The 25,220-nt window shown below is 40.7% G+C and carries 20 protein-coding genes; 19 read left to right on the forward strand and 1 reads right to left on the reverse strand.

What is annotated here, in order from left to right; genetic code table 11:
• Window positions 1-152 precede the first annotated feature (152 nt).
• Entirely contained in the window at window positions 153-563 is a 411-nt protein-coding gene (locus ACFSQ0_RS00255; RefSeq protein WP_379042470.1) for an HU family DNA-binding protein, read from the forward strand.
• A gap of 47 nt (window positions 564-610) precedes the next feature.
• Here ACFSQ0_RS00255 and ACFSQ0_RS00260 read toward each other — a convergent pair whose 3' ends face one another.
• Window positions 611-1,606, reverse strand: a complete 996-nt coding sequence (locus tag ACFSQ0_RS00260; protein ID WP_379042473.1) for an endonuclease/exonuclease/phosphatase family protein — start codon at window positions 1,604-1,606, stop codon at window positions 611-613.
• Window positions 1,607-1,952: 346 nt separating this feature from the next.
• On the opposite strand from ACFSQ0_RS00260, the gene ACFSQ0_RS00265 reads away from it, so the two are divergent.
• The 18 genes from ACFSQ0_RS00265 to ACFSQ0_RS00350 all read left to right on the forward strand — a co-directional run bounded on the left by ACFSQ0_RS00265 (window position 1,953) and on the right by ACFSQ0_RS00350 (window position 25,197).
• On the forward strand, window positions 1,953-2,366 hold the full coding sequence (locus tag ACFSQ0_RS00265) for an HYC_CC_PP family protein (RefSeq protein ID WP_379042476.1): 414 nt from the start codon (window positions 1,953-1,955) through the stop codon (window positions 2,364-2,366).
• A gap of 107 nt (window positions 2,367-2,473) precedes the next feature.
• On the forward strand, window positions 2,474-6,274 hold the full coding sequence (locus ACFSQ0_RS00270; protein WP_379042479.1) for an efflux RND transporter permease subunit: 3,801 nt from the start codon (window positions 2,474-2,476) through the stop codon (window positions 6,272-6,274).
• Between the two features lie 18 nt (window positions 6,275-6,292).
• Window positions 6,293-7,579 carry a TolC family protein gene (locus ACFSQ0_RS00275; protein WP_379042482.1) on the forward strand — a complete coding sequence of 429 codons (1,287 nt, stop codon included), beginning with the start codon at window positions 6,293-6,295 and terminating at the stop codon, window positions 7,577-7,579.
• Between the two features lie 5 nt (window positions 7,580-7,584).
• Window positions 7,585-8,322: a heavy-metal-associated domain-containing protein gene (locus tag ACFSQ0_RS00280; RefSeq protein ID WP_379042485.1), complete on the forward strand. Its 738-nt coding sequence runs from the start codon at window positions 7,585-7,587 to the stop codon at window positions 8,320-8,322.
• Between the two features lie 18 nt (window positions 8,323-8,340).
• Window positions 8,341-8,832: a DUF305 domain-containing protein gene (locus ACFSQ0_RS00285; RefSeq protein WP_379042488.1), complete on the forward strand. Its 492-nt coding sequence runs from the start codon at window positions 8,341-8,343 to the stop codon at window positions 8,830-8,832.
• Window positions 8,822-10,582: an efflux RND transporter periplasmic adaptor subunit gene (locus tag ACFSQ0_RS00290; RefSeq protein ID WP_379042491.1), complete on the forward strand. Its 1,761-nt coding sequence runs from the start codon at window positions 8,822-8,824 to the stop codon at window positions 10,580-10,582. The genes ACFSQ0_RS00285 and ACFSQ0_RS00290 overlap by 11 nt, the downstream gene beginning before the upstream one ends.
• Before the next feature lie 22 nt (window positions 10,583-10,604).
• Window positions 10,605-11,045: a heavy-metal-associated domain-containing protein gene (locus ACFSQ0_RS00295; RefSeq protein ID WP_379042494.1), complete on the forward strand. Its 441-nt coding sequence runs from the start codon at window positions 10,605-10,607 to the stop codon at window positions 11,043-11,045.
• Window positions 11,046-11,422: 377 nt separating this feature from the next.
• Entirely contained in the window at window positions 11,423-11,785 is a 363-nt protein-coding gene (locus ACFSQ0_RS00300; RefSeq protein WP_379042497.1) for a hypothetical protein, read from the forward strand.
• Window positions 11,786-11,966: 181 nt separating this feature from the next.
• Window positions 11,967-14,564 carry a type I restriction-modification system subunit M gene (locus ACFSQ0_RS00305; protein ID WP_379042499.1) on the forward strand — a complete coding sequence of 866 codons (2,598 nt, stop codon included), beginning with the start codon at window positions 11,967-11,969 and terminating at the stop codon, window positions 14,562-14,564.
• A complete protein-coding gene (locus tag ACFSQ0_RS00310) occupies window positions 14,557-15,831 on the forward strand; it encodes a restriction endonuclease subunit S (RefSeq protein ID WP_379042501.1) in 1,275 nt (424 codons plus the stop codon). Before ACFSQ0_RS00305 ends, ACFSQ0_RS00310 begins: the two co-directional genes overlap by 8 nt.
• Before the next feature lie 181 nt (window positions 15,832-16,012).
• Window positions 16,013-16,411: a GxxExxY protein gene (locus tag ACFSQ0_RS00315; protein ID WP_379042503.1), complete on the forward strand. Its 399-nt coding sequence runs from the start codon at window positions 16,013-16,015 to the stop codon at window positions 16,409-16,411.
• Window positions 16,412-16,524: 113 nt separating this feature from the next.
• A complete protein-coding gene (locus ACFSQ0_RS00320) occupies window positions 16,525-18,369 on the forward strand; it encodes a DUF262 domain-containing protein (protein ID WP_379042506.1) in 1,845 nt (614 codons plus the stop codon).
• 4 nt (window positions 18,370-18,373) lie between these two features.
• Window positions 18,374-21,718, forward strand: coding sequence for a type I restriction endonuclease subunit R (locus ACFSQ0_RS00325; protein ID WP_379042509.1), 3,345 nt, complete (start codon window positions 18,374-18,376; stop codon window positions 21,716-21,718).
• Window positions 21,718-22,398: a M48 family metallopeptidase gene (locus ACFSQ0_RS00330; protein WP_379042512.1), complete on the forward strand. Its 681-nt coding sequence runs from the start codon at window positions 21,718-21,720 to the stop codon at window positions 22,396-22,398. Before ACFSQ0_RS00325 ends, ACFSQ0_RS00330 begins: the two co-directional genes overlap by 1 nt.
• A gap of 23 nt (window positions 22,399-22,421) precedes the next feature.
• Complete coding sequence (locus tag ACFSQ0_RS00335; RefSeq protein ID WP_379042515.1) at window positions 22,422-23,099, forward strand: methyltransferase domain-containing protein; 678 nt, start codon at window positions 22,422-22,424, stop codon at window positions 23,097-23,099.
• Window positions 23,100-23,128: 29 nt separating this feature from the next.
• The gene (locus ACFSQ0_RS00340; RefSeq protein WP_379042518.1) at window positions 23,129-24,034 is read left to right on the forward strand and encodes an endonuclease/exonuclease/phosphatase family protein; all 906 of its coding nucleotides are present in this window, start codon (window positions 23,129-23,131) and stop codon (window positions 24,032-24,034) included.
• 48 nt (window positions 24,035-24,082) lie between these two features.
• Entirely contained in the window at window positions 24,083-24,502 is a 420-nt protein-coding gene (locus ACFSQ0_RS00345) for a PH domain-containing protein (protein WP_379042521.1), read from the forward strand.
• A gap of 29 nt (window positions 24,503-24,531) precedes the next feature.
• Complete coding sequence (locus ACFSQ0_RS00350; RefSeq protein ID WP_379042524.1) at window positions 24,532-25,197, forward strand: hypothetical protein; 666 nt, start codon at window positions 24,532-24,534, stop codon at window positions 25,195-25,197.
• Window positions 25,198-25,220 lie beyond the last annotated feature (23 nt).

Genomic DNA, 25,220 nt, shown 5'->3' on the forward strand with positions numbered 1-25,220 from the left:
TTGTACAATATTTATATAAAAGTTGTACAATATTTTTTTGAAAATTGTATAACTTTTGTAAATTAGTTACTGATCAAAAGATTAATTGTACAGCAACTTTTAATTAATTGTACCGTAACTTTATTTTGTTTTACCCTTTAATACTAAAAAATATGCCCGTACAGTACCGCATTGGAAAACGAAAAAACAATTTAAATCCGTCTGAGTCTTTGCGCTATATGATGCAAGCCGTACATACGGGAGAAATAGATTCGGAGCGCTTGGCTTATGAAATCAGTAATGAATCTACGCTAAGTCAAGCTGATGTGGTAGCGGTTTTAAAAGCTTTGGGTCAGAAAGTGCAGTTTCATCTGTCTGAAGGCCGAGTGGTTGAACTCGATAATTTGGGTCGGTTTAAGGTGGGTTTTAAATCGGAGTCCGCGACTACAATTCGAGAATTATCGCCCAAAAAGGTTAAAAAATTTCATATCAATTACCAACCCAGTCGGGCTTTAAAAAAATGGCTTAGAGGTAAGCCTACGCTGGTTAAGGAGCCGAAATCAAAAGCTAAGCCCAAAGTTTAGTGGCTAGGCAGATTAAATTTGGTGAGTGAGGTTTTTTAGCTAAGCGGCTAAAGTACCAATTCCGCGTAAAGCGGGAAATGATCGGAGCCTATGCTGGGTAAGCGTTCTAAGGTTTTTACTCGAAAGCCTTCGGTCGTAAAAATATGATCTAAAGGCCAACGCATATACCATTTTTGGGTATGAAAACTAGGAAAAACCCCACGACCTACCCTTACATCTTTTAAAAGATCTTTGGTTTTGGTTAGGGGGTCAACATGCGACCAGACCACATCGTTCATATCGCCCATCACCAAACAAGCCTGTTGGTTTTGCTTAATCATTCGGCCCATTTTAATCAATTCTTTTTCTTGTTGGCCTTTGTTATCGGGGAGGTGTTCAAAATGCTTAGGCGGAACGGGATGCATATTGTACAAGGTAAAGCGCTTGCCAGATGCTAATTCCATTTCGGTAATGATTGAGGGTACATGCTCATTATTCAGGTAATGCACCTGGGCATTTTTCCAGGGTATTTTACTGTAAAGCGCCATACCGTAGGCTTTTTCATTGATCGCTTTTTTAACATAAGGGTAATCCTTGGCTAATGATTTTACCGCTTGATCCCAGCGGGCATTGACTTCCATAAGTAAAACCAAATCGGGTTCTTTTTCTTTAATCAAATCCAGTAGGGCTTGGTGTTGATTGTTTTTCATTTTTACATTGCTCAAAAAAACAGAAAACACCTGGTCTTTAGCCGATATATTTTCGGCTTGGGGTACGTCTTTCGGACTTATTATGGTATAAGGTAAGAGGTACCTCAGGTTAAGACCTAAGCCCACTATAAGGCAAGCCATAATCACATATTGCGTTAATTTATGCTTATGCGGAATCAAAGCGATGAGTACAAAACCAACTAGGGCAGTAAAAAAAAGTTGTATGCGCGGAAAGTCTAAAAATTTAAGGTACCGCCATTCGGTATTTCTAAAAACCGAAAGTATACTGGCCAAGGCGATGAGTATGGCCAAAATATCGAAAACAATTTGTAGTACTTTTTTCCAATTCCCCATTTACTTATTTTAAAGGTGATAAAAAGGTTATTAAGCCGCTGCGCTGCAAAGCCTTTTGTGTTTTGCTCCTTAAAGCTAAAGATTTATTTTGCTTTTAAAATTGGTATTAAGAAAAATTTATCAGCTTAAAGCTAAACAACTTAGGTTTTTAAATAGGCATGCTTTACACCGAAAGCGGTCATAATACTCTCTTGTATCAAGGCTGTGAGTTAAACATCTGCTAGGTAGATAGTATTATAACCTATTGATTGGCTGCGTATTATTAAGCTTGGTAGGATTAGCCAAAATTAAAAAAATAGTTAAGCCTTGCGTTTATACCAAAAGCATTGTATATCTTTGTAGCGCAATGAACAGCTTTTTTTATAAAATAACGGCTTGGGTGATGAGTGTGGTGCTTTTAGCATCTACCTTTTCTTTAACGGTAAATATGCATTACTGTGGAGACACCTTGGTTGAAAAAGTGGTTTGGGCAAAAGCAGCGGGCTGCGGTATGGAAATGAATCAACCTACTACCGATGGCTGCTCTATCGATAAACCGAATTGCTGCGATAATACCCAAGAAACCATTGCCGGCCAAGATGAATTACCGCAGCAAAGCGACCAGCTAAGCTGGAACAAGCAGGTGTTTGTTGCTACACTGGTTTACACTTATAGTCAGTTATTCGCTGAGCCTACTAAAAAGGTGGTCTCATTTAGAACCTATAAACCGCCGCTGGTCGTCAAGCCTATTTATAAGCTAGACGAGACTTACCTCATTTGATTTATTAAACAGTTTTTTAACGCGCCCTGTGCTTTTGCACCTTGGGCTAGCTGCTTTTTTATGCCTTTAGGGCAACAGCATTGTCTCACTGTTTAATAAATCTATCTATGCTAAACAAGAGCATTAAATTTGTAATCGAAAACAAAATCGTAGCGGTTTTGCTCCTCCTATTGTTAGTAGGTTGGGGACTTATGCACGCACCTTTTAATTGGAATACCGGCTTTTTACCCCAACATCCCGTTGCGGTAGATGCCATTCCTGATATCGGTGAAAACCAACAAATAGTATATACGCCTTGGGAAGGGCGTTCGCCTCAAGATATCGAGGACCAGATCAGCTACCCCTTAACTACCGCCTTGTTGGGAATTCCGGGGGTTAAGACCATTCGTAGTTCTTCTATGTTTGGTTTTTCTAGTATTTACATCATTTTTGAAGAAGAGGTTGACTTTTATTGGAGTCGCAGTCGCATACTAGAGAAACTCAATGCGCTGCCCAGCAAGTTATTGCCCGAAGGGGTTCAGCCTAGTCTTGGTCCCGATGCTACAGGCTTAGGGCAAATATTTTGGTACACCTTAGAAGGTCGCGATGAAAACGGCGAGGTTACAGGCGGTTGGGATTTGCACGAACTGCGCAGTATACAGGATTATTATGTGAAATACGGTCTTTCATCTGTGCCAGGAGTGGCAGAAGTTGCCTCAATAGGGGGTTATGTGCAAGAATACCAAATCGATGTGGACCCCGAGAAGATGCGTCAATATAATATAGGTCTAAACCAAGTGGTGCAGGCGGTGAAAGAGAGCAATCGCGATATTGGTGCCCAAACTCTAGAAATCAACCAAGCCGAGTACTTGGTACGTGGCTTAGGCTATATTAAAAGTATTACCGATTTAGAGCAGGCGGTAGTCGGTTCAACCGATTTCACTTCGATACGGCTCAGAGATATTGCAAAAGTGGGCTTGGGTCCGGCAGCACGTCGAGGCATCCTCGATAAAGAAGGCGCCGAGGTAGTAGGCGGAGTGGTAGCAGCGCGATATGGCGCCAACCCTATGCAGGTAATCAACGACGTAAAAGATAAAATAGCAGCCATTAGTCCGGGGCTACCCAGTAAAACCTTATCTGATGGACGCACCTCACAGTTGCATTTGGTACCCTTTTATGACCGTAGTCAGTTGATTGGCGAAACCATAGGAACCCTTGAGGAAGCGCTGAGTTTAGAAGTGCTCATTACCGTTTTGGTGATTGTTTTAATGCTGTTTAATCTACGCGCTTCGGTATTGATTTCGGGCTTGTTGCCTGTAGCGGTGCTTATGGTATTTATCGGTATGAAGTATTTTGGGGTCGATGCCAATATTGTTGCCCTATCGGGTATTGCCATTGCTATTGGTACCATGGTAGATGTTGGGGTGATTCTCAGTGAAAACATTATACGCCATATCGATCAAAATAAGAAAAACCTCCCCCTCAATACGGTGGTTTATCAGGCTACAGCCGAAGTATCAGGTGCTATTCTTACAGCTGTAATGACTACCATCATCAGTTTTTTACCGGTTTTTACTTTGTTGGGAGCAGAGGGTAAACTGTTTCGTCCCTTGGCTTTTACCAAAACCTTTGCTTTGGTAGCGGCCATTGCGGTGGCCTTATTCTTGATTCCGCCTTTTGCCGCTTTGTTCTTTCGTAAAAGTCAGCCTAGAAAATGGACACAATTGTTGCTGCATAGCGTATTAGTACTTATGGGTATCTTTGCTTTATTTGCAGGCTATACCTTGGGCTTAGCGCTAGTCGCTTGGGGTAGCTTAGGCCTTTATCAGCTAAAGTACCCGCAAAAAAAATGGCGTTTACACTTGTTTAGACGTGACTTTTACCTGAATTATAACAAGCTTCATACGCTACTTATCGGCGTGGTGATGCTTAGTTTGCTGGCCAGTTATTGGCGTCCGTTAGGGGTACAGACATCCTTTACTTATAATCTGTTTTTTGTTGCGCTTATTTGCTTGGGTATACTCGGCTTTTTTAGGCTCTTTATGCATTATTACACGCGCATTTTGCGGTGGTGTTTGGCCCATAAACTGCTATTTTTAAGCTTGCCCTTGCTTTTGGTAGGCGCTGGTGGCTACATCATGCAAACCACAGGAAAGGAGTTTATGCCGGCTCTAGATGAGGGCTCGTTTTTGCTCATGCCTACTTCTATGCCGCATTCGGGCGTATCCGAAAACAAACGCGTTTTACAGCAATTGGATATGGCCGTGGCCAACATTCCCGAAATCGAGACGGTAGTAGGCAAGGCCGGTCGTACCGAATCGGCTTTAGACCCGGCGCCTTTGTCGATGTATGAAAACATTATACAGTACAAGCCCGAGTATATGCTCAATGATGAGGGAGAACGCCAAGGCTACCGCACCAATGAGGAAGGCTTGTTTGTGATGCAAGATGGGAGCTTGTTATACAATGCCAACACCCCAACTTCGCTCGAAACCGCACAAGCGGCGAATGCGCGAATGGCGTTTCAATACCCGGTAATGCGCACCGATTTGATTCCCGATGAGGAAGGCGCTTTTTACCGCAATTGGCGCCCCGAAATTAAATCTCCCGAGGATATTTGGGAAGCCATTGTGCAAGCTACACGTTTGCCAGGGGTTACCTCGGCACCCAAATTGCAACCCATAGAAACTCGCTTGGTGATGTTACAAACCGGTATGCGTGCGCCTATGGGTATAAAAATTAAAGGACAAGATTTAAAACAAATAGAAGCCTTTGGCTTGGAGTTGGAGCAATTGCTCAAAGAGGTAGAAGGCGTTAAAGCCGAAGCCGTTTTTGCCGATCGGATCGTGGGCAAACCATATGTGCTCATCGATATCAATCGGGAGCAACTTGCCCGTTATGGACTTAGCATTGAGACAGTACAAGAAATCTTGCAAGTGGCAGTAGGCGGTATGCCGCTTACTCAAACTGTAGAAGGTCGAGAACGGTATAGTGTGCGCGTGCGTTATCCGCGTGAATTACGCGACCACCCCAACGATTTAGAAGAGATTTATGTGCCGGTAGCCAATGGGCAACCCGTACCATTAAGCAGTTTGGCAAAGATCCGCTACGAAAAGGGTCCGCAGGTGATTAAAAGCGAAGACACCTTTTTGGTGGGCTATGTGTTGTTTGACAAGCAAGACGGGTTTGCAGAAGTAAGCGTAGTGGAAGCTGCTCAAGATTATCTTGCCGCTAAAATCGCCGAAGGCCAGTTAAAAGTGCCACCGGGAATTAGTTATGCCTTTACAGGTAATTACGAAAACCAAGTCAGAGCCGAGAAGACCTTGTCGTTGGTGGTACCCTTGGCGTTGGCGATTATCTTTTTGATTTTGTATTTTCAATTCCGTTCGGTGGCCACCAGTTTAATGGTATTTAGCGGTATTGCCGTAGCCTTTGCTGGCGGATTTATAATGATGGCTTTGTATGGTCAAGATTGGTTCTTAAACTTTAGTTTATTTGGCGTCAATTTACGGGAGTTGTTTCAGCTGCAGCCCATCAACTTGAGTGTGGCGGTCTGGGTAGGTTTCATCGCACTCTTTGGTATTGCTACCGATGATGGGGTGGTAATGGCTACCTACCTCACCCAAAGTTTTAAACGCAATGCGCCTGCCAGCAGACAAAGCATTCGAGAATCGGTGGTAGAAGCTGGAGAAAAGCGCATCAGACCGTGTTTGATGACTACCGCCACTACTTTATTGGCTTTATTGCCGATACTTACTTCTACCGGAAGGGGGAGCGACATTATGATACCCATGGCCATACCCAGTTTTGGCGGTATGCTCGTGGCTTTAATCAGTTTGTTTGTGGTGCCGGTGCTGTACAGTTGGCATGCCGAGCGCAAACTTGCCAAGCAAAAAGGAAGCAATCCAGTAAAACCGCATCAAGCCTAATGCTTAAACGATAAAAAAATGAAACATTTACAGAAATTTATACGCATAGCAGCAGCCAATAGACACAGGTCTTGCTTATCGGCTGTTTTTATTCGCAACAAGCGCTTGTGGCTGATTGTTTTTTTGTTGCTCTACGCGCTAGGACAAGCCCAAGAGCTCAACCAACTCATCAAAGAGGCGTGGACGAATAATCCTGAGATTCAACAAATGGAATACCAATACCAAGGCACAGCCGAAAAGATAAATGAAGCCAACAGCTTGCCTTCAACCGAATTTAATGTGGGGGTGATGGCGGTTAAACCGGAAATGAATATGCCTATGGCCAACTTTCGCGTTTCGGCGATGCAAATGCTGCCTTGGTTTGGTACACGCGATGCCCGAAAAGCTTACGCCAGCAGTTTAGCAGATGCATCATCCATTTCAATTGCGATCGCCAAACGAAAATTGGCGTTGAGTGTGCGTAGTCTATACTATCAACTTTACGCGCTACAAGCCCAACAAAAGGTGCTCAACAATCATATTGATTTGTTAGGCACTTACGAAGAGATGGCGCTTACCGGCGTTGAAGTGGGTAAAGCCTCGGCAGTAGAAGTGTTGCGTCTGCAGATAAGACAAAATGAACTGGAGCAACAAAAAGCCATTTTACAACAAGAATATCAAGGTATGCAAGCCGGCTTAAACGCTCAGTTGAACAGAGCGGCCAATACGTCTATTTTAATCGTCGATACCTTAGCTTTACCTGAGCAAGATACCACTTATGCTATTGATGGATTGGCGGTGAACCCGGAATTGTTGCAATATGATAAATGGTATGCATCGGTGAATCAAGCTGAGACGCTGAATCAACAAGAGCGCAAACCAAAATGGGGTATTGGTTTAGAATATATCAACCAAGAGGACAGCCCTATGATTACCAGCAAACATAAAGATATGCTGATGCTGATGTTGTCTTTAAAAGTACCTTTGTTCAATGCGCCACACGCTTCTAAGACCAAGCAAAACCAACTGCAGCAGCAAGCTTTGGCATCGGAAAAGCAAGTGCGACACAATAGACTTAAATCGCTTTGGGCACAAGCCCTAGCCAAACGAGAACAAGCCCGCATAAGCTATACTACTCAACAAAAAAACTTGGCACAGGCAGAGCGAGCGATGCAAATATTACTGAAATCTTATGAAACCGGACGTATCGATTTTAATGATGTCTTAGACATTCAAGCTTTACAACTGGATTTTGAAATGCAACAAATTGAATCGGTAAAGAACTATTACCTAGAACAAGCACAACTTAACTATTTAATACCATAAAAACCATGAAACATACTTATAGCATTCAAGGCATGACTTGCCAAAACTGTAAAGCCGCAGTCGAGAAACATTTATCGGCTGTAGAGGGCGTGACCCAGGTGAAGGTAAACTTGGCAGCTGGCGAGGCCGAAATCAGTATGCAGCAGCATATACCCACCCAACGTCTACAAGCAGCCTTACCTAGTAAATACAGCTTAAGCGAAAAGGAGCAACAAGATGTTTTTGCCGCCACTGCTGCTAGCGCCACAACAACGGAGGATGCCAATAAAAAAAGCAAATTTCAGCAATTAAAGCCCTTGTTTATCATCTTGTTTTATATCACTACGGCTAGTGTTGGGTTGCATTACCAAAGTGCCGATTGGGAGGCGATGATGCTCGATTTTATGGGCTTGTTTTATATTGTGTTTAGCTTTTTTAAAATGCTTGACCTCAAAGGTTTTCCCACTTCGTTTAGTATGTACGATCCGCTTGCCCAACGGGTTCCGTTGTACGGAAAAGTCTATCCGTTTATAGAAACCGCTTTGGGACTTATGTTCCTGCTGCGTTTTCAAATAGAGGTGGCGCTGGTGATCACTCTAATTGTGTTGGGCATTACCACTGTGGGGGTGACCAAAACGCTGCTCGACAAAAAAGCCATTCGTTGCGCTTGCCTGGGTACAGCGCTAAAATTACCCATGACCGAAGCTACATTTATAGAAAACGCCATTATGCTGGTCATGGCCGTTTTAATGTTAATTTATTAATCCTAAAAAACTAAAATTATGAAAAGTGAAACCAAAACCACGAATCAGTCGGCCACTGGAGCCTATACTAAATTCTTTTTGATGCTAGGCGCCTCGTTTGTCGCGATGTACATCACTATGTATTTGAACACCTATGCGATAGACCATGTATTTTTTAGCCTGACCCGTTTTTATATGACTTGCTTGGGTATAGCTGCGATGGCGGTAATAATGTGGGCGTTTATGCGCAATATGTATAAGGATAAAAAGAAGAATATCGCTATATTATTAGGCAGTGTATTGCTATTTGCATCGGCTTTAAGCTTGGTGCGGATGCAAAAACCCATCATAGGTGATGTATTGTGGATGAAAGCCATGATTCCGCATCATTCTATTGCTATTTTAACCAGTGAACGTGCCGATTTGCAAGATCCCGAAGTAAAGCAATTGGCCAAGGAGATTATTGAAGCGCAGCGTAAAGAAATCAAAGAAATGAAAGCCATGATAAAACGATTAGAAAATGAAAACTAGCAGCTTACTTACTTATGCTGGCCTTTTGCTACTAGGTCTTGGTTTAGGATGGTGGCTTTTTGGCGGAAACCAAGAAGCATCTGATACAGCCGAGCCTGCATCCGCGCAAGCACAGATGTGGACCTGCAGTATGCATCCGCAAATTATGCAACCCGAACCTGGCGACTGTCCGCTTTGTGGTATGGATTTAATTAAGGCCGATACCGGTGCCGAGGGCTTGAGACCCGAGCAGTTTAAGCTCACCCCTCGCGCCATGGCACTGGCCAATATACAAACCCAAGTGGTGGGTGAACCCGGCAGTACACCACAGCGCTTACAATTATCGGGGAAAATTGCCGAAAATGAAAAGGCTAATGCGGTGCAGGTGAGCTATTTTGCTGGGCGTATTGAACGCCTGTATGTGAATGCTACCGGCGAAAGGGTGAAAAAAGGACAGCTACTGGCGCAGGTTTATGCACCCGAATTATATGCTGCCCAGCAAGAGCTCATTACCGCCAGTAAGATGAAAGAACAACAACCGGCTTTGTATAATGCGGTGCGTAAAAAGTTGCGTTTATGGAAGATAAGCGATGCTCAAATTGCACGCATTGAAAAAAGCGGTGAAGTACAAGCGGCTTTTCCTATTTATGCGACCGTAACCGGAACGCTAACCCAAAAGTTGGTAGAGCAAGGGGACTATGTAGCACAAGGAGAACCCCTATTTAAAATTGCCAACTTGAATACGGTTTGGGCAAATTTTGATGTGTATGAACATCAAATTAGTCAGTTAGAGCCGGGGCAAAGTATAAGGGTGCGAGCAGCCAGTTATCCCGACAAAAGTTTTGAGGCGAAGGTCGATTTTATTGACCCCTTGTTGAATGCCGATACCCGAACGCTTAATTTACGGGTGGTACTTGACAATACCGAGGGTTTATTTAAACCGGGTATGTTTGTAACGGCCGAGCTAGAACAAGCCTCAAATGCCACAGCACAGATGCAAATACCTGCTTCGGCTGTGTTATGGACGGGTGAACGCTCGGTGGTGTACTTGAAAGCTCAACCCGATGCGCCCGTATTTGAAATGCAAGAAGTGCAATTGGGTACAAAAATAGGCGATTCCTATACGCTGCTTGACGGATTAAAACCCGGTGATGAGTTGGTGACTCACGGAACTTTTACCCTAGATGCGGCTGCACAATTGCAAGCCAAACCCTCGATGATGAATCGCCAGGATAATGAGCAAGCTCATCACCAGCAAACCGACGAAGGCTTGAGTTTGTCTTTTAATCCGAATACCCCCAATTTGGAAGCGCCCGAGACTTTCACCAATAAGTTGCAGCAAGCCTATACCGCCTACCTGGATTTAAAAGATGCATTGGTGGAAAGTGAACAAACAAAGGCCCAGCAAGCCGCCCTACAACTTTACAAAGAAACCCAAAACTTAGATCGCCCAGCGCTAAGCGATTCCGCGCAAGCTACTTGGCAAAAACTATATCCTGGTATGCTCGAAAAAACGAAGGCCATAAGCCAAGTTGAAAGTTTGGAGAATCAGCGAAAAGATTTTATAGCGCTGTCTTTGTACTGGATACAAGCATTGCAAGCCTTTGCATTGCCCACGCCCACTTATGTTGCCTATTGCCCAATGGCCGATAGCGACCAGGGAGCCTATTGGCTAAGCGCCGAGCCCGGCATTCGCAATCCGTATTTTGGAGAGGCTATGCTAAAATGCGGTGAAGTAAAACAAACTTTAAACTCAAATAACACGCCTTAACCGGCATTAAAACCCAAGAAACATGAAGAAAACAATGATTTTAGGAGCCGCCATGCTCCTCGCCTTAAACCTTAGCAGTTGTAAAGACCAGGCACCAACAAAGGAAAACCAAGCGGAAACACAAGCAACGACTGAGGTGAGTCAAAGTGAAATGGCTTTTGGCGTACGTGGAAACTGCGGAATGTGTAAAAAGACCATCGAAAAAGCGGCGCGTAGTGTAGACGGAGTGGCTTCTGCCGAATGGAACCGGACCCAAAAACGCATTGCCATTCAATACGATGCACAAAAAGCCGATGTTATGGGCGTGCAAGAAGCCATCGCTGCGGCCGGTTATGATACCGAGCAAATAGCAGCCGATGAAAATGCTTATAAGAATTTACCCGATTGCTGCCAGTACGATCGCAGCATGGCGATGAATCAAACCGATGCGAGCGAAGACGCTCACGAGGAACACGCCCACTAAGTGGAGCCACCAAGAGCCTGTTCGCAGGCTCTTTTTTTTGTTTAAACTTCGGGCTGGTTTTAGCCTAACTTACTTTTCTTTTTTTCTGTTTATTATTCTTATTGCTTAGCATAACTTGTTTTTCCGTCAAGCGGAATGGATTTATTCTAGCACTAGCGTATTTCTTATTGCTATTTTAGGGGGCTTCGACAGCAAATGACGAAGTGCTGACCTAAGTTTGTGCTAGCTTTTTGCTGCTTGCAAACCCAACAGCTTCGCCTGGCTTTATGCTATTACGTGAAGACTAGGCTAGCGGCTCGAAGTTTTGAGAAGAAATTGCAAGCAGATAAAGGAGATAAGGAAATAACAAAATGAAAATAAACTAAAACCAAAGTAAGATGAAAAAAATATGGATGAGTGTACTAGGCTGTCTAATGGGTTTTATGCTGCAAGCACAAGACTGCGATGAACTTATGGATTATGTGAAAACGCAAGATTACGGAACCACTTATAGCAGTCCGTTGAGCGATGCTGTGACCAAAGTCACTTTTTATGAAGTGACGATTGATTACCGTACGCATTACTTTGCTATTGTTTGCTTTAAATCGGGTTATATTGGCTGCGATGAGTATATTTATAAGGTAGGCTCAACCACTCAAACGCATTATGCGGTACATTATTTAAACAGTGCAGGCAAGGCCTTTTGGAAGTACATCAGGCCGTATCATAAAAACCTAAAATGCAGTCCGAGTTTTGAATAAGGTGGGGACTAAGCAGGGCTGGGGGGGTATTAATACAGAACAAAGTTATATTTTTAAGATTCATGATTAATTCCCTGAGCAAGGCGGAGTAAAATCGAGCAATTTATTATCTTTAACGATTCTTTTAGGTGGATACCTTTAGCGAAACAGCTTCAAATACTAAATGACAAAAAAATAATACATGTCAAATAAAAAACTAACCCTATCCTGGCTAGAAGGCTTCCTTATGGATGCCTGCGATATTTTGAGAGGTAATATGGATGCCTCTGAATTTAAAGAATACATTTTTGGGATGCTATTCTTAAAACGCCTAAGCGATAAATACGAACAAGATCGCGCAAAACGCTACAATGAATTGCACGCACGCGGTTTTGATACCCAGAAAATAGAGGCGGCTTTAAATAGACCCAACGCTTATGAGTATTTTGTGCCGCCACGTGCACGTTGGAACTACAAAACCACCAACGATGCCGGAGTACAAGTAAACGACGGGATTCTGCATCTTAAAAAAGATGTGGGCGATCATCTTAACAAAGCTCTGGAAGCCTTAGAAGAAGCCAATCCAGATAAACTAACCGGGGTGCTCACCAATGTTAACTTTAACCGTACCATTGGTAAAAATAAGAATGCATTGAGCGATGAAAAGCTCATCGAATTTATCACGCATTTTGATAAAGTAGTTCTAACCGACGATCGTTTTGAATTTCCAGATCTTTTGGGGGCGGCTTATGAATATCTTATCAAATATTTTGCCGATAGCGCCGGTAAAAAAGGAGGCGAATTTTATACGCCTAATGAAGTGGTGAAACTTTTGGTATCAATTTTAGAACCCGGCGAAGATGCCGAAATCTACGACCCAACTTGTGGTTCGGGTGGGATGCTTATAGAAAATAAAAACTATGTTGAAGCCCGCTATGGCGATGCTTCGCGCTTGAGCTATTACGGACAAGAACTAAGCGGTACCACCTGGTCTTTGTGTAAGATGAATATGCTCTTTCACGATATATTTGATGCCACCATTTTACAAGGCGATACCATTGCCAACCCGCAGCATATAGAAAATGGAGAGCTCAAACGTTTTGATATCGTAATCGCCAATCCGCCGTTTTCGGCCAATTATAGCGATATTAAAAACCATCGCGACCGCTTCCATTACTGGATGCCGAAAAAGAAAAAAGCCGACTTTATGTTTGTGCAACATATGATAAGTGTGTTGAAAGATAACGGACGTATGGCAGTGGTAATGCCCCACGGTGTTCTCTTCCGCGGAAGCGAAGAAAAAAATATGCGTCAATGGCTGGTAGAGCGTGGCTATCTTGAAGCAGTGATTGGCTTACCATCGGGCTTGTTTTATGGTACGGGTATTCCGGCTTCGGTATTGGTGATTAATAAAAAAGATGCCGGTAAACGCAAGGAGGTCTTGTTTATTAATGCCGATAGAGAATATAAAGAAGGCAAAAACCAAAACAAACTGCGCCCAGAAGATATTGCCAAAATTACCTACATCTACAAAGCCAAAGAAAATTTAGAAGGCTATGCCAAAAAGGTGACCAAAGCCGATTTAGAAAAAGAAGACTACAACTTTAACATCCGTAGGTATGTAGATAACAGTCCGCCGGCACAAGCCCAAGATGTACACGCGCATTTGTACGGAGGCATTCCTGTTGCCGAGGTAAACGAACTGCAAAATTATTGGGATAATTACCCGCAGTTGCGCCAAGACCTTTTTAGTGCGACCAACAAGGCCGATTATCTTCAGTTTTCAGAAGAAATTGAACGCAAAGAAGATTTAAAAAATAAGGTACTTGAACACCCAGACGTGCTACAAAAACGCGAAGCTTATACCAAGAGTATCAAAGATTGGTGGCAAAACAATGTGGCTAAATTAGAAGGCTTGCCTCAAAACCAAAATGTGTATGCGGTACGCCAGGACTTTGCCGTGAGTATTGCCAATACCTTTAACCAATTGGGTATTTTAGATTTACACAAAAGCCGGGGTGCCTTTGCTGCTTATTGGGATGCTTTGGAAACCGATATAAAAAGTATTGCAGCCAGCGGGTGGAATGCCGAATTGATTCCTGCCGATGCCATTTTGAAATCGCAGTATCCCGAAGTATTGGCCGAACTCGCTAATAACGAAGCCCGCCGTGACGAACTGGAGGCCTTGTTTAATGAAGTTAACGAGCTGGACGAAGACGAGTACGAAGAAGAAAACTATGAGGTTTTCCCCAAAGAAGTTTTAAAAGAGCTTAAAGCCAATGTAAAACAAACCAATACCAACATACGCCAGTGTAAAAAGGAAATAAAAGCTTTAAAAATTAGAATAAAAGCTGTCACTTCGAGTGAATCGTATCGAGAAGAAGACAGCGGCGAAGAACCGCTTAATAGCCAACTCGAAAAACTACAAACCCAACAAACCCAAGCCGAAACCCAAAAAGCCAAGATAGAACAAAAATTAGCACGCCACACCGAGCTTACCAACGAACTAAAAACCTGTCGCGCCACCATTAAAGAAATAAAAAACGACCAGGAAAACTTAGTAGCAAAAGCCAGACAAGAAATAAAGCCGGAAGAAGCCAAAGTGCTTATCTTGCAACGTTTTAAAGCAACCTTGCAGACCACGGTGATGGACTATGTGCACCGCTACGAACGCGCTTTGCTAAGCGAACTTGAAACCCGCTTTACCAAATACCAACATACGTTGGTGAATATATTAGACGAGCGCGAACAAGCCGCAGACCAATTACAGAACTTTTTAAAGGAATTGGGTTATGAATAAATATTATTTAAATGATCTGGTTCTTTCTAATAGACCAATTACTTATGGTATAGTACAACCTGGTCCAAATGTAAATCCAAATGGAATCCCATTGATAAGAGGAAAGGATTATAGTTCCGGGAAAGTTTCAACAGTGGGACTTTATCACGTATTACCAGAAATAGATAAACCTTACTCTCGTTCCAAAGTTATCACTGACGATATATTGTTATCGATTGCTGGATATGTGGGTCAGGTTGCAATTGTGCCTGAACAACTTGAAGGAGCTAATCTGACACAGACAACTGCTAGGCTATCTTGCAATCCCAAATTAGTGATACCTAAATATTTATATTATTATTTACAGTCTGAAAAATTTTATAAAACTCAAGTAAAAAAGTTTGAAAAAGGTTCTGCTCAAAGCGGACTTAACTTATCAGATGTCGGAATCTTTGAAATCAACCTACCACCCCTCCCACAGCAGCGCAAAATCGCCAAGATATTAAGCACGGTCGATGCGGTGATAGAAAAAACCGAGGCCGCCATTGCCAAATACCAGCAGCTCAAACAAGGCTTGATGCAAGATGTATTTACCCGTGGTATTGATGTAACTACCGGAAAGTTACGCCCCAAACCAGAAGACGCCCCAGACTTGTACCAAGCAAGCGAGTTGGGATTGATCCCTAAGGAGTGGGAGGTGGAAACTGTAGATTCAGTAGCTTTTTTAAGACACGGTTATCAATTTAGAGATTATGACTTCGTAAAAGAAGGAATTGATGTTGTAAAAATTGGACAGATAGGTAAAAAAGGTAATGTCAATTTGGAGAACTCTTCAAAAATAGCGTCATCTAGATTAGATGAATTCAATTCAATACAACTGTTTGAAGGTGATATATTGATGGCTTTGACTGGTGCAACTTTGGGTAAAACCGCTATAATTAGAAATATTGACAAACCAATGTTACAAAACTATCGCGTTGGTTATTTTACACCAAGAGATGAAAATAAACTTAATAAGTTATTTCTCTATTATCTTTTAATAGGTGACTCCGTTCAAAACGAAATTTTAGGTTTTGTGAACGCAGGAGCACAAGGTAATATTGGAAAGGCAGATTTTGAAAAAATTAAGATTATAGTGCCTAATTCTATTCAAGAGCAAAAGTTAAGTTCATTAAAACTCCAATCCATCGACCAAAAAATCCACACCGAGCAGCAAGCATTGGCAAAATACCAGCAGCTAAAAGCAGGTTTAATGCAAGATTTGTTAACGGGGGAGGTGAGTGTCTGAATTGGGATTTTTTGGATTGAGGGATTTTTGGATTCTTTGAAACTTTAAATTGATGATTGTTGGAAAATTGATTGTTTTGGATTGAGGTTTTTTTGGATTGCTTAAAACTTTAAATTGATGGTTGTGATAAGTGGATTTTTTGGATGTGTGGATGCTTGGATTATGCAAAGAATAAAAAGAAATGAAAGAAGAAATAAAAGATGAGTTAACTTATAAGATTATAGGTTGTGCAATGCAGGTGCATTCCACTTTGGGTAATGGTTTTCAAGAAGTTATTTATCAACGTGCATTGGCCATAGAAATGCAAAAACAAGGTTTGACTTTCAACAGAGAGTTAGAAATGCCACTTTATTATGATGGGCATCGAGTTGGAGGAAGACGTGTAGATTTTTTAGTTGAAGATAAAGTAATAGTAGAGTTAAAAGCCCTAGTAAAATTGGAAGATGTGCATTTGGCGCAAGGCTTAAACTACCTTGTTGCTTATAAAGTAGATTTAGGCTTATTACTAAATTTCGGTGCGCAAAGTTTAGAAGTGAAAAGGTTGCGACATCCGAAGAATAAACAGAATCCAAGAATCTAAAAATCGTGCAAATCCAAATTCAGACAATTGAGAGTGTGTAATGAAACACAATCAAAGTCAATCACAAAATCAGAAAAAATCATAGTTCGAGACAAATAATAAACAGAATTAAAATGAGCAAAATTACTAATCACAAATACAGCATAGAAGAGGCGTTTAGAGATTGTTTTTATATTGTACCAGATTACCAACGCGAGTATGTTTGGAGTGATAAGGAAGTAAATAAATTATTAGAGGATTTAAATAATGAATTAGAAATCGGCTCTAACAGCGAATATTTTATTGGTACTATTTTAGTATCACCAACACAAGATAAAAAACAGTTTGATGTAATTGACGGGCAACAACGTTTAACAACATTTTTTCTTATACTTTGTGCATTAAAATCTTTGTTTAAAGGCGAACCTCAAGAAGGTATTATTAATAATTTAATTTCTACCAGCTATACTAATAGAGATGGTGATATTGAAAAGAGCTTAAAGCTTAACCCTAAATATGAAAATGCCGAAGAGGTTATAAAAGCCATTTTAAAAAGCGATAACCAACCAGAAAATATAAAATCCTTATTAAACGCTGCCGGTGTATCGCAATTTGGGGCCTTAGAAAATATTATAAATGCCTATACTACCATTTATCAATATTTAAAATCTAATTATCAAAAAACAGCTACGCTTAAAAAATATTGGGGAAACTTGTCCAACAATATTGTGTTTATTCAAATCTCCACAGATGTAAGTAGTGCACTAAAAATCTTTGAAACCATAAATGAGCGTGGGGTGGGGTTAAATCCGATGGATTTACTTAAAAACCTGCTGTTTACTAACGTTAAAGTAGAAGAATTTAATAAGTTAAAAAACGAGTGGAAGAAAATAACTAATCCCCTAGAAACCAATAAGGAAAAACCCTTACGTTTTTTGCGATATTTTTTAATGGCAAACTATAAAATCACCAACCATAGAAGCGATGGTATTGTTAGAGAAGACGAGATTTATGATTGGTTTTCTAAAAAAGAAAATATTGCAGCAAGCAACTACAAACAAGAGCCTTTTGTATTTGTTCGTAAAATTATTAAAACAGTAGAGAACTTTATTGAACTTACCGAAGGTAAAGGAAATGACGGAACAGATAATGTGTATATGAATAACATCCGTAAGTTAACAGGTGGTGGTTTCAGTTTGCATTATGTGTTATTGTTAGCTGCTTATAATTTACCTAAAGACTTGTTTGATTATTTATTAAAACAATTAGAAACCTTTTTATTTTACTTCATCATTACAAGAACGTCTACCAAAATATTAGAACGTAATTTTTCGGCTTGGGCAGATGAGTTAAGGACTATTAGCTTATTAACCAATTATGATGCACAAAAGGAACAACTTAATACTTTTGTGCTAAAACGTTTTAAAGAAAGCACTACACAAAAACAACCTGAACTAACAGATGCTTTAAAGCGATACGATTTTTATTCATTGCAACAATATCGTACACGTTATATATTAGCAAAGTTTACACAGTTCGTAAATATGGCTTATAAAGGTTTAACCAAGCCATATAGCTTAAACGATTATACCAATTTAGAAATAGAGCATATTTTACCTGACAAACCTAAAGATGAGTTATTAAGTGCCTTTAATATGCATACTAACAATGTAGATAAAGACTATCATCAATATAAAATGAAGTTGGGTAATTTAACTTTGTTAGAAAAGCCTATAAATATAGTGGCAGGCAGGGATTTTTTCAAACAAAAAAAAGAACAATACAAAATGAGTAAGTATTACTTAACTAGCAGTTTAACCGAGTTAAGTAATGTGGGTAAAAACACATCTATCACCAGAATCAATGCAAGATTAAGAACTTTTGGAGATGAATGGACCGCTAAAGAGATTGATGAACGTCAGCAAATGCTAATAAGTTTAGCTTCAGAAATCTGGACTATCCAACCTTTAAATGACTAACAAAATGGCAGAATTCGATAACGTAGAAAAACCTTTTTTAGACAAGTTACAAGCCTTAGGTTGGCGCATTGTAAACCAAGGCAGCTTTGGTATTCCTAAAAATCCCGCTGCCAGTTTGCGTAACTCCTTTAAAGAAGTGACTTTAAAAGAAGAGTTTATTAAAGCGGTGAAGCGAATTAATACTGTAAACAATAAACCTTGGTTAACCAATAAACAGTTGGAAGATATTTACAGCGAGTTAATAGGTATAGAGCGAGCCAACTTATCGTTACTGGAAGCCAACAAACAAATCTTCGAGAAATTAATTGGAGTCACTAAAACCACGGTGGCTAAAAATGAAGTGACTGGCGAAGATAATCCACTGGTTAAACTCATCGATTTTAAAAATTGGGAGAATAATGAGTTTGTGGCTATTAACCAATTTAGAGTCGTTACCCCAGGAGGACCGCGCGAAGGCATTATTCCAGACATCGTTTTATTTGTAAACGGATTGCCTATTGCAGTGGTAGAGTGCAAAGAAGTAGATGTTGCCGACCCAATTTCGAATGCGGTTGAACAAATTATGCGCTATGCAAACACCAGGGAAGATGAGTTTGGTACCAAAGAGGGTGAAGAACGTTTATTTCACTACAATTTGTTTAGCATTGCCACGCACGGAGAGGAAGCAAGAGTGGGTTCTATAACCGGAGATTACGAATATTACGCCAACTGGAAAGATATCTTCCCAGAGGGCTATAAAGATATTGATACTTTAAGCTATGCTGCCGAAGAGGAGGCACGATATAAGATAAATGGCTTGCAAAATGATCCGCGCGTTCGTCAAGAAGTGCTTATTAAAGGGATTTTAAATAAAGAGATACTTTTAGATATCCTGCAACACTTCACCTTGTTTATGGAAGTAAAAGAAGGAGTTGAAGTGAAAATTGTTTGTCGTTACCAGCAATACCGTGCCGTGGGTAAAATTTTAGATCGTTTGCGCACTCAACCTACAGGGCAAAAACGATCTGGCGTGGTGTGGCATACCCAAGGTTCGGGTAAATCGTTAACCATGGTGTTTTTTGTTCGGAAACTTCGTTCACAAAATGACTTGAAAGACTATAAAGTTATTATGATGGTTGACCGTAAAGATTTGCAAAAGCAACTTTCTGCCACAGCGCGATTAACCAATGAGTTTAAAGAGGCCAATATTGTAAGTGCTCGCAAAGAATTAAAACCTAAATTAAGAGGTACCGCCTCAAACCTCAATATGGTCATGGTGCACAAATTTGTGCAAGAAGAACTAAAACATTCTAAAGCTTTATTAAAAGCATACGAAGAAAAAGGAGAAGTACCAGAATTTAAGCCTTTTGAGGTGGTCAATACTTCAGACAGAATTGTCATTCTTATCGATGAAGCACACCGTACCCAAGGCGGCGATATGGGCGACAACTTGTTTACTGCTTTTCCTAATGCCGCAAAAATCGCCTTTACCGGAACACCATTATTGACCGATAGGCATAAACAAAAAACCCACGAACGATTTGGCGGTACCGGTGAGTTTATCGATACTTACAAGATTCGGGAAGCGGTAGACGATAGAGCCACGTTGGATATTCGCTATATAGGCAAAACCACGAACGACAATATTACTTCAAAAGAAGCCTTTGATGCCGAATTTGAAGATGTATTTAAAAAACAAACCAAAGAGGAAAAGGAAGAAATTCAAAAGCGTTATGGAACTATGCAAGCCTATTTGGAAAATAAAGACCGCTTGCGTAAAATAGCCAAAGATATTGTTAAGCACTATGTAAAAGATATCTTACCTAATGGTTTTAAAGCTATGGTGGTTGGAAGTTCGGTTTTAGCAGCTGCCCGTTACCAATACTATATTCAGGAATATATCAATGAATACATTGAAGAGGAGAAGCAAAAAGTTGCTCCTGATGTTGAGTTAATAGAAAAACTAGAATTCCTTAAAATTGGGACCATTGTCACTAAACAAGACAATAATGAGTTAGGCTTTATAAGTGCTGCTAGAAAACAAGCCAAAGAACTCAAAGCTGTCGATAACTTTAAAAAAGACTTTGATTTTTCTAAAGACGAAGACGGGAACTACCGGAAGCCAGAAACCGGAGTTGCTTTTCTTTGTGTTTGCGATAAGCTACTCACTGGCTTTGATGCGCCCATTGCACAAGTGATGTATTTAGATAAAAACATTCGGGAACACGATTTATTGCAAGCCATAGCACGAGTAAACCGAACCAAAAAAGATAAAAAGCACGGTATTTTAGTCGATTATTATGGGGTGTCCAACCATTTAAAAGATGCTTTAAACATTTGGGGTGCGGAAGATGAAGAAGATATTAAAGAATTGTTGGAGTATTTTAAAGATATCGATAAAGAAATACCTGTTTTAGAAGCACGTTACAATAGAATGATTCAGTTGTTTACAGACAAAGGTATTATCAATTTTAAAAAGTTTGCAGAACAAGGCTTTACAGATAAAGACAAAGAATTTCAGCTAGCCGAAGATTGTATTGCTCTTGCAGAATCGGTTGCTTTTAGAGCGCAATTTGACACCTATTTAAAAGCCTTTTTTGATAGCTTAGACCTATTGTTTAATTCAAAAGTAGCCCAAGATTATTACATCCCTGCCAAGCGCTTTGGATATTTACTGGTACGTATCAAAAATAGATACAAAGACCCTAGTATGGACCTAAAGTGGGCAAAACCCAAAGTGCGTAAAATGATTGATTCCTATTTGGAAACGCTAGGGATAGATAGTAAGATTCCTCCAGTAGACTTACTGTCAGACGATTTTACCAAGGAAGTGGATAAGCTTGGAAAAAATACAAAAGCAAAAGCTTCGGAGATGGAGCACGCGATGAGAAGGCATATCAAGGTAAATATGCAAAAAGATCCTGCGCTATATAAACGTTTTTTAAGAAGAATTGAGGAGTTGCTCGAGCGCTATGCCGATAATTGGGAAATGATCGTGCAAGAGTTCCATAAAGTTCGTGAGGATATGGATAAAGGTAGAGAAGATGAGGCTCAGGAATTTGGCTTAAGTCAGCAAGAATTACCTTTTTATGATTTTATCGTTTTTACCACTTTAAAAGAAGAAAACTTAACCGATGATGAGAAAGAGGAGTTGAAAACTTTGGTCAAGAATTTAGTGAACTTATTACAAGATGCGATTAATAAACCCAATTTCTGGAAAGGTCGTCCTTCTGAAATACGCAAACTGCAAGGAGTAATTGAAGATGAAATTTCGTTTGTTTCCATAGAAAAAGTAGCGAATCAATATGCTAAATTAAGCGTAGAGATTATGAATTTAGCCAAAAGAAGAAATGATGAATTGCTAAGCTAATGGAGATTTCAGGCATAGACATAAAAATAATCAAGAGTAAACGCAAAACCTCTAGTATATATATTGAGCGCGACGGTTCGGTATCGGCCCGTGTTCCTGAAACCTTGTCAGATAATGAAATTGTCGATTTATTAAAAGCTAAGGAATATCAAATTTTCAAACACTTGGCCGAATGGCAAGAACTCAACGAAAATGCAGTAGAAAGGGAATATGTGAGCGGACAGTCTTTTTTATATTTAGGAAGAAATTATCGCTTGAAATATGATGAGGTTGAGAGTGGAAAATTATATTTTAAAAGAAATACCTTTTATTTAAATCCAACAGACCAGCCAAAGGCCAAGGACTTGTTTGTAAAATTCTACAAGCAGAAACTCAATCAAAAATTGCCAAAAATTGTAAAAAGCTACCAAGAACAATTGGGAGTTTATCCAAATGCCATCAAAGTAATGGAATTACAAAACCGATGGGCATCCTGCACCCCCAATGCTAATGTGAATTTTCATTGGAAATGCGCAATGGCCCCCATAGATGTTTTACATTATATCGTGGTGCACGAGTTGGTTCATTTAATTCATCCTAATCACTCCAAAGCTTTCTGGAATGAGGTCGATAAAATCTTACCCAAGTACGATGAACAAATTTACTGGTTAAAATTAAATGGTGCCGGGATGGATTTATAATTTTATTTATAAGGACTTATTGAATGATTAAAAAAAATATGCCCAAAAACCCCAACAAAAAACCTTGGCCTACCAAAGATGCGATGGCGCAGGTATATGAACAAAACCTGTGGGGTGGGGAGCAGGAGCAGTTTTATTCGGGATTGGGCTCGCATCATCCAGCGGTGGTACAACCTTATATCTCGGCGGTGCAAGATTTTTTAAAGCAACTACCCGAAGCGCCAGTGGTTGGCGATTGGGGTTGTGGCGATTTTAATATCGGGAAAAAATTGTTGCCTCACGCCAAATACTACCAGGCCATAGATATTGTACCCAATTTAATTGCCTACAACCAAAAGCAGTTTAAGCAGGCTAACTTAAGTTTTCATTGTTTAGACCTTGCCAAAGATGAGCTGCCGGCTGCGGATTGCGTTTTGTTGCGGCAGGTTTTGCAACACCTCTCGAATGCCGAAATACTCGCCATCTGCAAAAAACTATCGGCTTATAAGTATGTGATAATTACCGAACATCTTCCTGAAGGTAGATTTGAACCGAACCGAGATATTATTTCGGGACAGGGTATTCGTTTAAAAAAGGGCAGCGGAGTAGATTTGCTCGCGCCGCCGTTTAATTTAGCAGTACAAGAGGTTAGGGAGTTACTGCGAATAGCCTCGCCAGGCTATTCGGGAATCATTGCGACTTGGGTATATACCATGTTTTAAAATACTTTTGCCATTTAACCATAAACATTATGCGTTCTTTTTTGCCTCTCTTCCTATTTATATTCCTTAGCCTCAGTCTAGGCTGCAAGGCTTTTGCTCAGCAGCCGACTCCTGTATTGGCATCTGCGCAAAGCATAAGCCTAGCCGATTTGAAAGCTTACCCAAACAAGAAAGAGGAATTACAGATCATCACTTGGAACATTCAAAATCTAGGTCGATCAAAGTCAGACGCAGAGATTGCCCAAATGGCGGCGGTCTTACGCCACGCCGATGTGGTTGCCGTGCAGGAGGTGGTGGCCAAAGATCCGGCGGGTGCTCAAGCGGTAGCTCGCTTAGCCGATGAACTCAACAGAACCGGAGCAAAATGGGATTATCAGGTGAGTTTGCCTACAAAGAGTCCGTCGCCTTACATCAGCGAACGCTATGCTTTTTTATGGAAAACCCATCGTGTCCGCTTAAAGCGAAAAGCCTACTTAGACCAAACTTTACAAGATCGGGTTTATCGCGAACCCTTTATCGGGCAATTTGAAGATAAGATATCGGCGAAAGCATTTTATGTAATCAATTTTCACGCTCGTAAATACAACGACCAGCCCGAACGAGAAATCAAAACTATGGGTGATTATAGCGAGCGATTAAACACACAAGCCTTAATACTGGCGGGGGATTTTAATCTGACCGAGCGGCATACGGTATGGAATCCGTTTTATAAAAAGGGTTTTAATGCGGCCCTGAATAAAAATCCGACTACGCTAAAACGCAAATGCCAAGATGGGGTTTACCGAAATCATGCGATTGATAATATGTTTTTCCCTTCGGGCATACAAAAAATTAAAGCGGCTAGCATCGATTGGGTAGGCAGTTGTGATCGTTTAGAACAAGCCAGAACAGTATCTGACCACCTGCCGGTGTGGATGCATTTTAAATTGGAATGATGAGAAGTTTAAAAAAACTTGTATTTTTAAGCTTTAATTGTGTTTAATATGCAGCAGGTTTTTCATGCCAAAGTTTCTTATGGGTTGCTAGCCTTAGTAGTATTATCAATACTTACTTGTATCGCGCCATTACTCACCGAAGCTTGGGAAGATTGGTTTTGGGTCTTATTGATATTTACGCTTTTACTAGAAGCTTTTATATTGCATTTGTTTTTGTTTACGCGGTATACAATAGTAGGCGATAGCTTGCAGGTGCGCAGCGGTTTGATACGTTACCCCGCTATACCCATTGCGCAAATTACTTTAGTAAAACCCACCAAAAGCATATTATCGGCACCAGCGCCATCTTTTAAACGCTTGGCGGTGTGTTATAACCGCTACGATGAGTTGATTGTATCGCCTAAGCAAGCCAAAGCCTTCGTAGCCACTTTACAAGCGATTAATCCGAAAATAAAAAGTGAAATTTAACCAACAATAATTTAAGTACTATAGCTAAAATGAGTACTAAAGAATATCAATCTATGAATTTTGACAAAGAGCGTTATAAGGTTTACACATGGAAACATTGGTCGATGCTGCATTGGTGTATCAATCCTGGACTTGTGATCAATGAGTTGATTTTAGGGCAGCGCGTACCCAAAGTCAGTTTGGTAGACAAAACCCAAGACAAGCCACTGGTAGAGCGTTCTTATGTTCCTTGTCCGCATTGCCACAGCCTACATGATTCCCGCACTTGGGCGGCCCCGAATGCTACCCTATTCAAAAACTGGTTTGGCTTATACTGTCCTAATTGTCAGCAAATCATTCCTTGCCTAATGAATGTATTTACCTTTTTGATTTTAGCTATTAGTTTCCCGCTCTGGGGCGGATTTAAAAAGCGCTTAAAAGCCAAATGGTTGGCACAACAACCTGCGCGTTATGAAAATTTAAATTTAGAGCAGGTCTCTCAAAAATTTAAAAGCCAGAATTGGGTAAAGACGGGTTTGACTTGGGGTGCGTTTATGTTTGTTTTTATGAGTGTGTTGTATCCTTATTTTACCGACCAAAAAATAACAGCAGTTAGCTTAGGGGTGGGTGTTGTAATCTGGACGTTGGGCGGATTGCTTTTCGGTTATTTTATGAAGGCCTATTTAAATAAAAAACCAACTACTAAAACCAAATGAATAAATCGTTTATAGACTGAATT

This window comes from Mesonia sediminis (assembly GCF_042684705.1).
Lineage (GTDB): Bacteria > Bacteroidota > Bacteroidia > Flavobacteriales > Flavobacteriaceae > Mesonia > Mesonia sediminis.

What these genes read in the sequence shown, in the direction of transcription:
- ACFSQ0_RS00325 (WP_379042509.1), top strand. Translation starts at nt 18,374, where the DNA reads ATGGCAGAATTCGATAACGTAGAAAAACCTTTTTTAGACAAGTTACAA.
- ACFSQ0_RS00255 (WP_379042470.1), top strand. Translation starts at nt 153, where the DNA reads ATGCCCGTACAGTACCGCATTGGAAAACGAAAAAACAATTTAAATCCG.
- ACFSQ0_RS00290 (WP_379042491.1), top strand. Translation starts at nt 8,822, where the DNA reads ATGAAAACTAGCAGCTTACTTACTTATGCTGGCCTTTTGCTACTAGGT.
- ACFSQ0_RS00285 (WP_379042488.1), top strand. Translation starts at nt 8,341, where the DNA reads ATGAAAAGTGAAACCAAAACCACGAATCAGTCGGCCACTGGAGCCTAT.
- ACFSQ0_RS00345 (WP_379042521.1), top strand. Translation starts at nt 24,083, where the DNA reads ATGCAGCAGGTTTTTCATGCCAAAGTTTCTTATGGGTTGCTAGCCTTA.
- ACFSQ0_RS00305 (WP_379042499.1), top strand. Translation starts at nt 11,967, where the DNA reads ATGTCAAATAAAAAACTAACCCTATCCTGGCTAGAAGGCTTCCTTATG.
- ACFSQ0_RS00270 (WP_379042479.1), top strand. Translation starts at nt 2,474, where the DNA reads ATGCTAAACAAGAGCATTAAATTTGTAATCGAAAACAAAATCGTAGCG.
- ACFSQ0_RS00280 (WP_379042485.1), top strand. Translation starts at nt 7,585, where the DNA reads ATGAAACATACTTATAGCATTCAAGGCATGACTTGCCAAAACTGTAAA.
- ACFSQ0_RS00335 (WP_379042515.1), top strand. Translation starts at nt 22,422, where the DNA reads ATGATTAAAAAAAATATGCCCAAAAACCCCAACAAAAAACCTTGGCCT.
- ACFSQ0_RS00300 (WP_379042497.1), top strand. Translation starts at nt 11,423, where the DNA reads ATGAAAAAAATATGGATGAGTGTACTAGGCTGTCTAATGGGTTTTATG.
- ACFSQ0_RS00320 (WP_379042506.1), top strand. Translation starts at nt 16,525, where the DNA reads ATGAGCAAAATTACTAATCACAAATACAGCATAGAAGAGGCGTTTAGA.
- ACFSQ0_RS00295 (WP_379042494.1), top strand. Translation starts at nt 10,605, where the DNA reads ATGAAGAAAACAATGATTTTAGGAGCCGCCATGCTCCTCGCCTTAAAC.
- ACFSQ0_RS00330 (WP_379042512.1), top strand. Translation starts at nt 21,718, where the DNA reads ATGGAGATTTCAGGCATAGACATAAAAATAATCAAGAGTAAACGCAAA.
- ACFSQ0_RS00340 (WP_379042518.1), top strand. Translation starts at nt 23,129, where the DNA reads ATGCGTTCTTTTTTGCCTCTCTTCCTATTTATATTCCTTAGCCTCAGT.
- ACFSQ0_RS00350 (WP_379042524.1), top strand. Translation starts at nt 24,532, where the DNA reads ATGAGTACTAAAGAATATCAATCTATGAATTTTGACAAAGAGCGTTAT.
- ACFSQ0_RS00265 (WP_379042476.1), top strand. Translation starts at nt 1,953, where the DNA reads ATGAACAGCTTTTTTTATAAAATAACGGCTTGGGTGATGAGTGTGGTG.
- ACFSQ0_RS00275 (WP_379042482.1), top strand. Translation starts at nt 6,293, where the DNA reads ATGAAACATTTACAGAAATTTATACGCATAGCAGCAGCCAATAGACAC.
- ACFSQ0_RS00260 (WP_379042473.1), bottom strand. Translation starts at nt 1,606, where the DNA reads ATGGGGAATTGGAAAAAAGTACTACAAATTGTTTTCGATATTTTGGCC.
- ACFSQ0_RS00315 (WP_379042503.1), top strand. Translation starts at nt 16,013, where the DNA reads ATGAAAGAAGAAATAAAAGATGAGTTAACTTATAAGATTATAGGTTGT.
- ACFSQ0_RS00310 (WP_379042501.1), top strand. Translation starts at nt 14,557, where the DNA reads ATGAATAAATATTATTTAAATGATCTGGTTCTTTCTAATAGACCAATT.